At 63.0% G+C, this 12,970-nt stretch carries 13 protein-coding genes and 1 riboswitch; of the genes, 3 read left to right on the forward strand and 10 right to left on the reverse strand.

Annotation, left to right across the window (positions count from 1 at the left end; translation table 11 throughout):
- Positions 1–9 precede the first annotated feature (9 nt).
- Together ACR3EL_RS04995 and ACR3EL_RS05000 are read left to right on the forward strand one after the other, a co-directional pair.
- Positions 10–480: a rhodanese-like domain-containing protein gene (locus tag ACR3EL_RS04995; protein WP_170337700.1), complete on the forward strand. Its 471-nt coding sequence runs from the start codon at positions 10–12 to the stop codon at positions 478–480.
- The gene (locus tag ACR3EL_RS05000) at positions 480–1,295 is read left to right on the forward strand and encodes a CE1 family esterase (RefSeq protein WP_170337701.1); all 816 of its coding nucleotides are present in this window, start codon (positions 480–482) and stop codon (positions 1,293–1,295) included. The genes ACR3EL_RS04995 and ACR3EL_RS05000 overlap by 1 nt, the downstream gene beginning before the upstream one ends.
- On the opposite strand, the gene mdoH is transcribed toward ACR3EL_RS05000, so the two are convergent.
- The 7 genes from mdoH to ACR3EL_RS05035 all read right to left on the reverse strand — a co-directional run bounded on the left by mdoH (position 1,296) and on the right by ACR3EL_RS05035 (position 10,789).
- Positions 1,296–3,167, reverse strand: coding sequence for a glucans biosynthesis glucosyltransferase MdoH (gene mdoH, locus ACR3EL_RS05005; protein ID WP_093963020.1), 1,872 nt, complete (start codon positions 3,165–3,167; stop codon positions 1,296–1,298).
- A complete protein-coding gene (locus ACR3EL_RS05010) occupies positions 3,164–4,663 on the reverse strand; it encodes an OpgD/OpgG family glucan biosynthesis protein (RefSeq protein ID WP_480720678.1) in 1,500 nt (499 codons plus the stop codon). The genes mdoH and ACR3EL_RS05010 overlap by 4 nt, the downstream gene beginning before the upstream one ends.
- Positions 4,660–5,877, reverse strand: a complete 1,218-nt coding sequence (locus tag ACR3EL_RS05015; protein WP_093962610.1) for an OpgC family protein — start codon at positions 5,875–5,877, stop codon at positions 4,660–4,662. Before ACR3EL_RS05015 ends, ACR3EL_RS05010 begins: the two co-directional genes overlap by 4 nt.
- A 29-nt stretch (positions 5,878–5,906) precedes the next feature.
- Positions 5,907–7,277: a tetratricopeptide repeat protein gene (locus tag ACR3EL_RS05020; protein ID WP_170337707.1), complete on the reverse strand. Its 1,371-nt coding sequence runs from the start codon at positions 7,275–7,277 to the stop codon at positions 5,907–5,909.
- Positions 7,278–7,457: 180 nt separating this feature from the next.
- Positions 7,458–8,642, reverse strand: coding sequence for a CaiB/BaiF CoA transferase family protein (locus tag ACR3EL_RS05025; RefSeq protein ID WP_170337709.1), 1,185 nt, complete (start codon positions 8,640–8,642; stop codon positions 7,458–7,460).
- Entirely contained in the window at positions 8,629–10,248 is a 1,620-nt protein-coding gene (locus ACR3EL_RS05030; RefSeq protein ID WP_480720682.1) for a thiamine pyrophosphate-binding protein, read from the reverse strand. The genes ACR3EL_RS05025 and ACR3EL_RS05030 overlap by 14 nt, the downstream gene beginning before the upstream one ends.
- Positions 10,249–10,327: 79 nt before the next feature.
- The gene (locus ACR3EL_RS05035) at positions 10,328–10,789 is read right to left on the reverse strand and encodes a DUF302 domain-containing protein (protein ID WP_170337712.1); all 462 of its coding nucleotides are present in this window, start codon (positions 10,787–10,789) and stop codon (positions 10,328–10,330) included.
- Between the two features lie 146 nt (positions 10,790–10,935).
- Between ACR3EL_RS05035 and ACR3EL_RS05040 the strand changes: the two genes are divergently transcribed.
- Positions 10,936–11,280 (forward strand): DUF1636 family protein, encoded by a 345-nt coding sequence (locus tag ACR3EL_RS05040; protein WP_170337714.1) that lies wholly within the window; start codon positions 10,936–10,938, stop codon positions 11,278–11,280.
- On the opposite strand, the gene ACR3EL_RS05045 is transcribed toward ACR3EL_RS05040, so the two are convergent.
- The 3 genes from ACR3EL_RS05045 to ACR3EL_RS05055 all read right to left on the reverse strand — a co-directional run bounded on the left by ACR3EL_RS05045 (position 11,268) and on the right by ACR3EL_RS05055 (position 12,700).
- Positions 11,268–11,762: a hypothetical protein gene (locus ACR3EL_RS05045; protein WP_170337716.1), complete on the reverse strand. Its 495-nt coding sequence runs from the start codon at positions 11,760–11,762 to the stop codon at positions 11,268–11,270. The two genes, ACR3EL_RS05040 and ACR3EL_RS05045, sit on opposite strands and share 13 nt — an antisense overlap.
- A 64-nt stretch (positions 11,763–11,826) precedes the next feature.
- Positions 11,827–12,525 carry a CbtA family protein gene (locus ACR3EL_RS05050; protein WP_170337718.1) on the reverse strand — a complete coding sequence of 233 codons (699 nt, stop codon included), beginning with the start codon at positions 12,523–12,525 and terminating at the stop codon, positions 11,827–11,829.
- A gap of 4 nt (positions 12,526–12,529) precedes the next feature.
- Complete coding sequence (locus ACR3EL_RS05055; protein WP_170337720.1) at positions 12,530–12,700, reverse strand: CbtB domain-containing protein; 171 nt, start codon at positions 12,698–12,700, stop codon at positions 12,530–12,532.
- A gap of 36 nt (positions 12,701–12,736) precedes the next feature.
- Positions 12,737–12,945: riboswitch (cobalamin riboswitch) on the reverse strand.
- Between the last annotated feature and the right edge of the window lie 25 nt (positions 12,946–12,970).

Consider the following 12,970-nt stretch of genomic DNA (forward strand, 5'->3'; position numbering starts at 1 on the left):
GGGTGCACATTGGCGATCACAACCAAGCTCAGCCGCAGAGGCGTGTTCCTTGGGGGCGCAGCCGCTGTGCTTGCGGGTTTTGCGATCCGTGAATACCGTCTGATCCCCGAAGACTTTTCTGGCGGTACGTTGACCGTCGCTCAGGCGCATGAAAAGGCTGTTGCGGGGGAAATCCTGTTGCTCGACATCCGGACCCCGCGCGAATGGCGTGCCTCAGGCATCGGGCAGGGCGCTCAACCGCTGGACATGCGCCGTGAAGACTTTCTGGATGCGTTGGATCGCCTGTCCGGCGGTGACAAGGGGCGGCCGATTGCCGTGATCTGCGCCCGTGGTGTGCGGTCAGCGCGGCTTGGCAACAGATTGACCGAGGCGGGCTACGGCAACATCCTTGACGTGCCCGAAGGGATGCTGGGGTCAGCCGCAGGTCCGGGCTGGGTGCGGGCCGGGCTGCCGGTGCAGGCGTATTCGGAGGGGGCGTGATGAGGCTCAGGGATCTGTTGGCCGTGTTGTTCGCAACGGCCGCAACTCCGGCATTGGCCGCGTGTGGGCAGGATCAGGGTGTTTGCGAGACGGACTCCGGAAGCTATCGCATCGAGTTGCCGGAAGACTCCAACCCGCCTTTGGTCGTGTTCCTGCATGGGTATGGCGGCAGCGCGCAGGGAACCATGAAAAACCGCGGTATGGTCGAACCCTTGCTGGCGCGGGGATATGCGGTCATGGCCCCCGAGGGGGCCGAGCGGAACGGTCGAAAAAGCTGGAACTTCTATCCGGGGTGGGACGGGCGTGACGAAGCCGCGTTCCTGAAGGAGGTTGTTGCGGATGCGGTCCAACGGTTCGGGGTCGATGACCATCGCGTGGTGCTGGGGGGATTCTCGGCCGGCGGCTTCATGGTGAACTATTTGGCCTGCGCCGATCCCGAGGCGTTTTCGGCCTACGTGCCTGTCTCAGGAGGATTCTGGCGCCCGCATCCCGAAAGCTGCGCGGGGCCCGTGCGCCTTTTTCACACACATGGCTGGACCGACAACGTGGTGCCGCTAGAGGGGCGCGCACTGGGCGGCGGTCGGTTCCTTCAGGGCGATATCTTCGCCGGGCTCGAGATCTGGCGGCAGGCCAACGAATGCGCCGACAACCGTCCGGACGGGTTTTCGACGACAGGCCAGTTCATGCGCCGCAAGTGGACCGCCTGTGCTGACGGCAGCGCATTGGAGTTCGCGCTGTTTCCCGGCGGTCATTCCGTCCCTCGGGGTTGGGCCGACATGATGGTGGATTGGTACGAAGGGTTGCCCGGCGGGTGATCATTCCGCTGGGGTCATGGTTCCTTTGCCTTCGATCAGGCGTTTCAACTCGTTGCGATGCGAACGTGCCGCCCGCGTGATGGCAGGCTCGTGGAAATCCTCGGGCATGCCGACCATGCGACGCGCCGCAGCCGCAGATACGCCGCTGAGCGCGGAGAGCGGTACCGCAAAGGTCAGGCTGATGGCGATTGGAGCCAACCAGACCGAGACCAACCCAGCCAGGATGCCCGCGCTCAGCGCGAGGCCGCTGATGGTTTCGAGCGCGTGACACACGATCAGCGTCCGCAGCCCATAGGTGCCGCCATCCCGTGCCTGCGGGGTCCAGCCTTTTTGCACACCGAGAAGGGTGCGGAACACGGCGATCATCTGCTGCACCATAAGGATCGGTGCGTACAGGATCGACAGCACGACCTCGAACAGGAATGACGCAAGAAACCGGGTCCGGCCGCCGAAATCTTCATAGCGAACACCGCTGAGGGGCAATGCCAGTGCACCCAGAATTTTGGGGGCCAGCAGCATCGCGTACATGACAAGGATGATCAGAACATGCCGCGTTTCGGTCATTTCCGGCCACTGGGGGAACATCGGATTGTCGGGGCTGAAATAGTGCAGCACCGAAGCATCCTTGCCCTGACCGATCAACGCCCACATGACCAGCAGTGCGAACCACAAGGGTGACATCAGGTATCCGACGGCGCCGTGGAACAGATGAAACCGCGACACGGCCCGAAACCCGGTCGAGCCGAGCAGACGCAGATGCTGCAGGTTGCCCTGGCACCAGCGGCGGTCGCGTAGGGCGTGGTCGATCAATGTCGGCGGTGTTTCCTCGTACGAGCCTCGGATGCGCGGCAGAAAGCGAACGCCCCAACCGGCGCGGCGCAGCAACCCGGCCTCGACGAAGTCGTGGCTCATGATCAGTTGTTCCTGGCCCGAGAGCGAGCGCAGCTTGGGCAGACCCGCACAGGTCGCAAAGGCCTTGGTACGGATGATGGCGTTGTGGCCCCAATAGTTGCCTTCCTGGCCACACCAACGGGACAGGCCCTCTGCAAATGCGATGCCGTATACACCATTGGCGAACTGCTGCATCCGTGCAAAGACGGACTGGGCACCGATCAGTTGCGGATAGCTTTGGATCAGGCCGGCGCCGGGATCGCGGGCCAGCGCGTCGGTCAGCCGCGCGATCGCGCGCCCGGTCATCAGACTGTCGGCGTCCAGAACCAGCATTGCATCCCAAGCGCCACCCCAGCGGCTGACCCAATCAGCAATATTGCCGACCTTGCGGTCCGTATTCTGTTCTCTGCGTCGGTAATACAGCTCAAGCCCCGGGGCGAGCGTGGTACGCAGCGCCTCGATGCTGGCCTGTTCCTGGGCCGCGATTTCCGGATCGCGGGTGTCTGACAGGATGAACATCGCATAGTGATGCTTGCCCCCTCGGGCGCGCAATTCTTCCAGCATCGTGCGGGCATTGCCCAACACGTTCCACGGCACTTCGTTGTAGACGGGCATCAGCAAAGCAACCCGCAGTGGCTGCGCGCGACCCTGCCGTACCGGACGCTCTTGCCGGGCCAGAGAGACCATGCCCAGAAGGACGGTGCAGACCGTGAAGGAAATCCAGAAGAAATTGAACGAAATCAATGCCAACAGGATGGCTTCGACCACGTTTATCCCTTCGGCGTCGAACCAGTCCGCCATGACCCACAGCAAAGCAACCGAGGCGGCCATGGCCGGGGAAAACGCCAATGCGCGCCAAAGGCCCGCCGACGACCGGCGGGCATCCGCAGGCGCTTGGGCGTCCCGAAACCCGGCGGCAAAATCCTGCTCCGGCATCGCCAGCGGTGCCTCGGGCGGCATGATTTTCAGGTCCGGGTTCATGCTGTCCATCTGTACATCCAGACTTCCGAGGCGGGCTCGTCACCCAGCCTCAGCTGCGCGCGCAATTCGACGTGGTCGCGGTCGCCGGGTTGAAACGAAAAGGCCAGACGCAAGCCGCCCGTATCCGGGTTGCGTTGCAGAACCCCGTCCGAGGTTTCCGCATGAGGCGACTGCACGAACACGCTGAGGGCGTCCGGATCGTCGAACAACTCGCTTGCTTCGAAGTCGATCACCGCAAGCCGCCCTTCGCCAAACGTGTTCTCGCCCATGGCGGTATTGATCACCCGTGGCATGGCGGTCCGCTGCGGTTCTTCGCCCCATGTCAGGCGGTACGACAAGTCGAGCTGAGCACCGGCAGCAATTGGTTCAGCGGGGCGCCAATAGGCGACAATGTTGTCGTAGATCTCCTGATCGGCCGGAATTTCGACCAGAGTGACGGTACCTTTGCCCCAATCGCCCATCGGCTCGACCCAAAGGCCGGGGCGCTTGTGGTATTGCGCCTCGAGGTCGGCATAGTCGGAAAACGCGCGTTTGCGCTGCATCAGTCCGAACCCGCGCGGATTCATGTCGACGAATGAGGACACCTGCAATCGCTTGGGATTGGCGAGCGGGCGCCAAATCACTTCTCCGGCCCCGTTTCGGATCATCAGACCGTCGCTGTCATGCACGGCCGGACGGAAATCGTCGAACCGGTTGTGATTGGTCTGATCGAACAGGAACATCGACGTTCCCGGTGCGATCCCGACGTGGGGAAGCTCTTCCCGAGCAAACAGGGTCGCCTGCACCTCCATGATGCAGTCGGCGCCGGCGGTGATATCGAACCGGTAGGCGCCGGTTACACTGGGGCTGTCCATCAGGGCGTGAACGATCATGTTGCGTTGGCCGGGCTTTGGGCGCTCCAGCCAAAATCGGATGAAATCCGGAAATTCTTCGCCCTCGGGATCCCCGGTTTTCAGAGCAAGACCACGGGCCGACAGACCATAGACCTCGTGCAGGCCGATGGCACGGAAATAGCTGGCTCCCTGAAAGACGCAGAACTCGTCCGTCTTGCCAGGGCGATGCATCTCGGTGCGCAGCCGGAAACCCGAAAAACCCAGCGTTTCGTCTACGGGCAGATCGGGGACATCCTCGGCCCGGTCGAACATCTCGAGGTCGAAGGCAACCGGCGCGGTGATCCCGTTCTCAACCGCCGAGACCTGAACGGTTCGGGGGAAGTAGAGGCCGGGAGTGAAGAAATCGACGTTGAACGGCGTATCGGTCCCGTACCAAAGCGCACGGTCCAGCCGGAAACGGATGGAGCGGTACTGTTCGTAGGTGAGGTCCTGCCACGCCTGCGGAACGGTTTCGCGCGCCTCGTAGGGGCGATTGGCCAGATCGCGGGCAAGGGCGATGATATCGGCCCGGTCGAATGGCACCTCGCCACCGGTGGCAAAGGTGGCCGGGGCGAAGGCCAGCGCCGTAGTCGACGCAAGGAATGCACGACGCGTGAACTTCATGACTTCGATTTCCATGGGTGTGATTTGAACCAAGCGGCCAGATAAGCCACGCCGATGATCAACGCAAATCCAATTAGGTTTGCGGCCAGAACGGTGGCGAAATCCCGCCCAAATTCGTCGAGGAAAACGCCGATAAGTCGCGCCGCTGCCATGGAAAATACAAAAACCGCCAAGGACTGCTGGCCCACTTTGGTGATCTGCTTCAGGATCCATCGCCACAGCTGCGCGCCGATCGTGTTGCCGGTGGCGATCAGGCGATGCCCATGTTGCCCAGCAGCCACCCATCCCAGGTAGGCCAGCGACAGGAAGTGCATGTACCGGAACAGGCCGAAATCGGTTTTTTCGCGCAGCTCGCTTGTCAGAGGCCAAACCTTTCGGATGTTCTCGGCAAGATCCGGCGCGGCCGCCTGGACCCACAAGAACACTTTCCACGATCCGAACGGGGCTGAGAGGACAAGGAACAATGCCGCGGCCCAGATCAGCGTCTTGGAAACCGGCGGTGCAGGAATCCAGCCCCGCATGAATGCAAAGCCGGTGAAAAACAGCAACTGCCATCCAAACGGGTTGAAGAACCACTGGCGGTCCGACCACGGTTCGGCCGGAAGCGCCAACATACCGGTCTGCGCCACCAGCCAGATCGCGACCGAGACCAACCCGACTGCCCAGATGCTGAGGCGCGACAGGCCCATGAACATCGGCATCATTGCCAGAACGACCAGGTACATCGGCAGGATGTCGAAATAGTTCGGCACATAGGTCAGGGTGAACAGCCCTACCATCTGTGGCATCGGGTCGTTGAAGAAATGCTGCAGGTTCAACCCCGAGACATAGCTTTTGTCGAAGGCTCCCGACAGATCCAGCGCCGCCATGGACATTGCGACAAAGAAAAACAGACAAATATGGGCCCAGTAGACCTGCCAGATGCGGAAGCTGACCCGGGCGGTACCCATCCACCAGCCCTTGCGCTCAAACGCGCCGCCAAAGGCGATCGCCGAAGCCATGCCCGAGCAGAAAACAAAGATTTCAGTCGCGTCCGAGAACCCGAAACGGGCCGGGATCCATCTGGCCCAGGGGTCGTTCGGGATGTGCGCGATCAGGATGATGAACATCGCAATACCGCGATAGAAATCCAGCCGCGGGTCGCGGGTTGTGGCAGCAGGGGCGGAGGATGCCGCCACCGGTGCAAAATCAGAAGCGGGCGAAGCGGTCGCCATTCGTTTCTCTGTCCTTTGTGGTCGTCTTGTTATTCAGCCGGTACGCTTTGCACACCGGATTGGTCGCGGGCCGAACTGATCAGAGCGCGGCGCGCGAGGGCGTAATTGTCTTCGGTGCCGGTCCGTTTGGCCTTGCGGTCGTCCAAAATGCGCTCGACATCATCGAGGCGTCCGGCACGCAGGCCGGAATCGATCGTAATGCGTTCAAAAACATCCCTCTGGGCGTGACTGCCGCCGGCCAATTGCATCGAATTTCGCGCATTTGCAAGATGCTCGAAGGCTTGGAGATAATCGCCTTTTCCAAAGGCCTCGAGCCCTATGGCGGCGGCCAAGCCCGGGTCGGCCATGCGACGTGCCGTGTCGGTTGCGGGCTGTTGCGAGTCCTTGTGTATACGGGCCAGCAACTTGGCGGTCGAGTCGGGCCTGTTGTCACCAGTCAGTGCCAAAAGGTAATGCAGATCGGCGAAGATCAGACAGCCGTCTTCGGTGCGGGCGGCGCTCAGGTCGGCCAGTTCTTCCCATCGGGTGCCAATGTCCACGCCTTCAAGCTCGAGCCTCGACAATAGCGAAGTCGCATTCGAAATATCGCGATAGTCATCTGTCTTGTCTTGGCGAATCTCGTGGTCGTACAGATCAAGCACCTGGTCGATCTGACCCAGATCCAGATGCATCAACGCTTTGTGCCACCACACGTGATACCGGAAGTTGTTGCAGTGGGACCAGGCAGCCTCGCGCCCGGCCAGCCAGTCCAGGCCAGATTGCGCATTGCCCGTCATTTCGTGCACGTGAGCGACTGCGTGCAGGCCCCACGCGTCGTCCGAAACCATCCACAGGGCCTGACGCCCTGCGATCTCGGCCTTTTCATAGGCACCGGTTTCTTCCAACGCAAAGGAATGGCACCCAAGCAGGTATCCACGACCGGGGTGATCAGGCGCATAAGCTGGCAGAACCCGTTCGATTGAGCGTCGCATCCCTGCGGAATCACCCAACACGAAACGGGTCGCGTGGCTGAGCTTCATGGCAAGCGTGTCCTCGGGGTGAGTGCGCAGAATTGCCTCGAAAGTTTGTACGGCGCGGGTGGGTTGGCCTGCCAGCCAGTGATCCAGGGCCTCAAGATACAGTGTCTCGCGGGCTGAAATCGGCTGCTCAGCGGCCGCACTCTTTGCCGTGGCGGCGGCCTGATGGGCGACCTCCATCATTTCCCGGCGCCCCAACAGAACCATGAAAAGCCCCTTGATGGCATGTCCAAGCGCAAAGCCCGGTTCAAGCTCAAGCACCTTGCCCAGATGCTGAGGTGTGACGGCTGCGTGTGCCATGAAACCAAGCAGAACACCATTCCACGCTTCGGCGCTGTCCGGGTGGGTCAGGGTGTTCATCTGTCCGAAAACATCTTGCTGCATGCTTGGGTCCAATCTGGTTGCAAAAACTCACACTCTTGGACTTAGCAGAGTGTGCAGACGGGACGTAACAGTATCGGGCTTGCTCTCGAATTGGTGAAAGCTTGTGTTCGCAAAAAGCGAAAAAAATCGCCGATTCAATGACATGTTTCAGCGACTTGCCGCCGAAAAAGGCAGAGTGTTTCAATCCTCGAAGGGGTTTTCCGCGTTCAGAACCGCCTGCGTGTCAGCGCCGAACTCGGGCGGAGCGGAGCGATAGGTCACCGGGCTGCGGGACAACTTCAATGGATTCCCGATCAGACGCACCGGGCCGGGCCGGGCTGGCATATTCACTTGCATCCCCCGCGTGGCCACTTGGTCCGAGGCAAAGACCTGATCCAGCGTCTGAACCGGGCCGACCGGCACTTTCAACGCCTCAAGGCCATCAATGACGGCCTTGGTCTTCAGCCGCTGCAGCGCGGGCCGCAGAACGGCGTTCAGGGCGTCGCGGTGTTCCAGCCGGGCTGGGTTGGTGACGAACCGCGTGTCGTCGGGCAGGTGGCTCAACTCCAGAAATCCGCAGAAGCGCCGGAACTGGCTGTCATTTCCCACGGCCAGAATGACGTGGCCATCAGCTGTTTCATAAACATCGTAGGGCACGATGTTGGGGTGCCCATTGCCGCGCCGTAGTGGCACCTGGCCCGAGGTCAGATAGTTCACGCCCTCGTTGATCAGCCACGCGATCTGGCTGTCGACCAGCGCGATGTCGATCTGCTGGCCTTCGCCGGTCTGATCCCGGTGGCGCAGCGCCGCCAGAATGCCGACGGTCGCGTACATGCCGCACATCACGTCGGCGATGCCCACGCCCACCTTCATCGGGGCTCCGTCAGGCTCGCCGGTCAGCGACATGATCCCGCCATAGCCCTGCGCCATCAGGTCATAGCCCGGCTTGGCAGCGTTTGGCCCGGTCTGGCCGTAGCCCGAGATCGAACAGTAGATCAGCCCCGGAAAGTCCCGCGAGAGGGTTTCATGGTCCAGCCCGTATTTGGCCAGCCCGCCGGGTTTGAAATTCTCGATGAGGATGTCGGCATGGGAGGCCAGCCGCCGGATCTGTTCCTGCCCCGCTGGCGAGGCGATATCGATGGCGACGGACTTCTTGTTGCGGTTCGCGGCCATGAAATAGGCGCTCAGATCGGTCGGGTTGCCATCCGCGTCGGTGACATAGGGCGGCCCCCATTGGCGGGTATCGTCGCCACCGGTTGCCGGGTTTTCCACCTTGATCACGCTGGCGCCCAGATCGCCCAGCAGCTGCGTGCAGGTCGGCCCGGCCAGAATGCGTGACAGATCCAGAACCTTGACGCCCTTCAGCGGCCCTTCAGATGCGGCCATCATAGCCTCCGCGGTCGATCTCGGCGGAGATCACCGTAAACGTGTCGGCGGCCATCGCGGACTTCAACGCCGCGCGCAGCTCGGCGCGGTTGCGCACGGTGTGGCCGTTGCCGCCGAACGCCCGGCCCATAGCGGCATAGTCATGCCGGTCGAAATCGACGCCCCGATTGCCCATCTGGCGCTGGCGCTGTTTCAGCTCGATCAGCGCCAGGCTGGCATCGACAAAGACCAGAAAGATCGGGTTTCCACCCATTTCTGCGGCGGTCGACAACTCACCGGCCACCATCAGGAATCCGGCATCGCCGGAAAAGCTGATTACCGGGCGGTCGGGTTCGGCCAGTTTCAGGCCAATCGCCATCGGAACAGCGCAACCCATCGTGCACAGCGCCGAAGACTGGATCAGGTCGCGCGGCTCCAGGCACTGCCACATCTGGCTAAGGAGGATGCGATGCGCACCGCTGTCTGCGGTGGCCAGTGTTTCGGGGGGCAGGGTGTCGCGGGCCTCGGCGATCACGGCGGCGGGGCCCCAGTCGTCATCGGAGGGAAAGGCCGCGGCCAAGGCGGCCTTGACCTGCGCCGGTTGGCCTTGGGGCCAAGTCGGTCGCGCAGGGTTGCCCTTGGCGATCGCTTCAAGCGTGGCTCCGGTATCGGCCACCAGGTTCAGCCCCGCCTGGTGCATGTAGTGGTCATTCACCACGGCCGAGATGTCGATCACCCGTTTCTCGTCCGGGTCCCAGATCTCGCGCCAGCCGGGGCGCATTTCGATTGGGTCGTAGCCCAGGCACAGGATCAGGTCGGCCTGTTCGACCAACGGTACAAGCTGCGTGTCGGCAAGGGGCGACAGGCCCGCGCCACCTAGGCACAGCGGGTGATCCTCGGGCACCACGCCTTTGGCCTTGTAGGTCGTGACGAACGGGATGCCGAAATGTTCCAGAAACGCGCGCACCACGCTGCGCGAGTCGTCATACAGCACGTCCAGCCCGATGATCGCCAGCGGACGCTCGGCCTCGGCCACCCAGCGGCGGGCCTTCTCGAGGCATGTGCCCTCGGGCGCGACGCGGGCGGCCCGGGTCAGCCGTCGGCGCTTGGCGACCGACACCCGTGTATCGGCGACCGAGATCGGCACGTCGATATGCACCGGCCCGGGGCGCGGCTGCGTGGCAAGCGACACGGCCTTGTCGGCGATGATGTCGGCGCCCTTGGCCGTCAGGGTGAACGTACCCTTGGTGATCGAGCGATAGACCTGCGCATGATCCATGACCTGATGGGTGTAGGTCAGCGCCTCGTCGGCATCGACGCAGCCGGTCAGCACGATCATCGGCACCCGGTCCTGCAGCGCGTTGGCCACGACATTGATGCCGTTCATGGCCCCAGGACCCAGAGTCGCCACCAGAATCGCCGGCGCGCCATCGCGGTGATGTACCGCCTCGGCCATGAAACCAGCGGAGTTTTCGTGCTTGGTCAGGTGAAAGGTGATCCCGGCCTGTTCCAGCGCATCGACCAGGGTCAACACCTCGCCTCCGGGCATGCCGAAGGCGTGGCGGCACCCGGCCTCGTACAGCCGTTGCGCCAAAAGGTCCGCAGCGCGGGGGGACAGGTCCTGCATCGAACAAGCTCCGTAAGTTCCGTTTCGCAGCAGATTGCGGAGGTTCCGGGCCGGCGCAAGCCGCATCACGTCAGTGTGACTATTTGACAGCCAAATCGGCGATGGCGGCGAACTTGGCGTCCAACTCTGCGGCGATCGCGGGCAAGGTGTCGGAGCCGCCGGTGTAGGAGGCAAAGACAAGGCTGGGTGTCTTGTAGGACAGCGTCGCGGTGCCATCCTCGTTTTCCGTGACGTACAGGCGGATCGGCGCCTCGATCATCGCGGGCACCGATTGTTCCAGAACCCGCACCGCATAGTCGTTGTTGAAGACGCCGATCACCCGATTGCCTGGAATGGTGATGCCGCGCGCGGCGGCGGCCTTGGTGGGCCCGGCCTGCGTTACCACGATCAGACCGTTTGCCTTGACCGCTGCGATCGTGTCGGCCACCAGCGCGTCATGGGTCTTGGTCGTCGGGTGGACGGCCCAACCCGGCCGGGGTTCGATATCGGCCGCCAGCGCGGGAAGCGCCAGCAGGCCTAGGAAAAACATAAGACGTGTCATCACGGGCTCTCCAAGTCGTAGTTGGCCCAAGTCTTCCCGAATTCCCGGGTGCGTACAGTCACAATATCGTGGGTGGCGGGCTTGCGCCGGGGGTGCGAAACCCGCACAAGCGACAGTGTGAAACGGAAAAAAGGCAGGCGAGGGGCATGCGTGTTTTGATCTGCAGCAGCTGCGCGGGCGAGCGCGACTTGCTGGCCGAGCGTCAGGCCGTATTGGAGGCCGTGCGCGCTGCGGGACTGGACGGGCGGGTCGAGATCGCCGAGCATGCCTGTTTCAGCGGCTGCGAGGAGCCGACCGTGGTGGCGATGCAGGGGGAGAGCCTGGCGTCCTACGTGTTTTCGGGAATCGATCCGGTCGCCGATGCCGATGACATTGCGGCGACCTGTCGGACCATTCTGCACAGCCCGAATGGCTGGATCGAAGACGCCCGGCCGTGCGGGCGGCTTCGCTTGTGTCTGCGGGCGCGGATCCCCGCGTTTCAGTCCACCTGAACCGTAACCGAGGCGCTGACCGGCACCCCATCCACGGCCAGCGGGCTGTGGCTGTTGGCGTTCAGCGAGACCTCGATGGTCGTTTCGCCCTTGGGCAGGTCAGGGATGTGCATCCAGTTGCCATAAAGCCGCGCCAGCTTGACGCCGTTCACGTAGACATGCGCATGGCCTTCGCCGGGTTTGTCGTCCAGCGAGGCGTGCTCGGGCGCGAACGTGAAGTTCCGCGGCATCACATGCAGGTTCCAACCCGCCATCGGGTCGGGGGAGACGGCGATCTCCAGCCCCGGCGCGTCCGGTCCGGCGGGCAGGTTGATGGCGGTGCTGTGGTCATGGGCCATGGCCTCGGCGTGATGGCCGCCATGTTGGGCGGGGTCGGCATGGTCGTGGCCGTCGAAGGTGACGCCGTTGGCCGCGGCCAGCACGAACCCGGCACCCCCGCCAAAGACCAGACCGATCGCGAAAAGAGCAAGCGAGCGTGTCATCTTGTTTCCTAAAAAAGCAAATGACCCGCCGGTTGGGCGCCGGCGGGTCGTGGGATTTCGGGGATCAGGCTGCGGCTTCGACGCGCTTGCCCTCGCTTTGCCAGAAATACCCGGCAAACGAACCCAGCAGCACCCAGGCCACAAGGCCCACACCGAAGGCGCGCGCGGCGAACAGTGCCCCGATCTCGGTCGGAACCGGCCCGGTGAACACGTCGGGTTCCGGTGCGCCGATCAGGTGCGGGGCCATCAGCAGCACGGCCGCAACCAGATAGCTGACGATGTTGCCACCGAAAGCGATCAGCCACATGGCCACACCAGCAGCCGCGACGGTTGCCCACCACCAGATCTGCCGCGCAAACACATCGGCTGCGGCAACGCCCGGAACCTCGGGGGCCAGGGTGAAGCCCGGCGCCAGGTGAAAGGCGATGAAACCGGCAAGGCCCCACAGCACGCCCGTGCGCCCGTCAACCGGGTGGCCCTGGGCTTCGGCCAGCGACATCAGGGCGACCAGAACCAGCGCATAGCCGGTATAGGTCAGCATCGTGAACACCACGCTCAGCCCGTCGCGGGTCAGGTCCGAGAACATGCCCGGCAGCTCGGGATGGGCCGAGACGGCTTCGGCTCCGAAATGCACCAGCTCTCCGGATTCATACAGTTCAGCATGCAGCAACACAGGCTGCACGAATACCAACTGCAGCAGGGCGACGATCAACCCGGCTGCAGCACCAGCGAACAACGCGCTGGTCAGAATGCGACTGAACATTGGTTTAGTGGCAGGGGAAGCCGGTTGCGTGGCGCACGTCATGCGCGGCGTCATGCAGCGCCGATGCCTGAACGTGACCGGCCAGGGCGATGATCCCCAGGCCCAGGGCTGCCGCGAACACTGCCGAAAGAATGCCAGCGCGTGCCGTTGATGCGGTTTGCGTTTGTGTCGTCATTTTCTGTCCTCCTGTGCCGCCGCACCCGACGGCCGGTGTTTCATTGTTCGCCTGGCAGGTCTCCTGGCTTGCGGGTCAGCGCCTCTGTTCGCCTTCCCCCCGAACGGATCGGGAGTGGCTGGTTGAACAGGGCTCACCGCTTACAGTCGCGGGGGCGGCTTTGGATTTGACCTGCGCGCAGGCCGCACCAAATTCCCTCTTAGCATCCGGATGTCTCCGGCAGGACCAGACCCATCCATTTAGACGTGAATGCCGCTGTGGCGCAATCGC

The sequence above is a fragment of the Ruegeria sp. BJ3 genome (assembly GCF_056535665.1).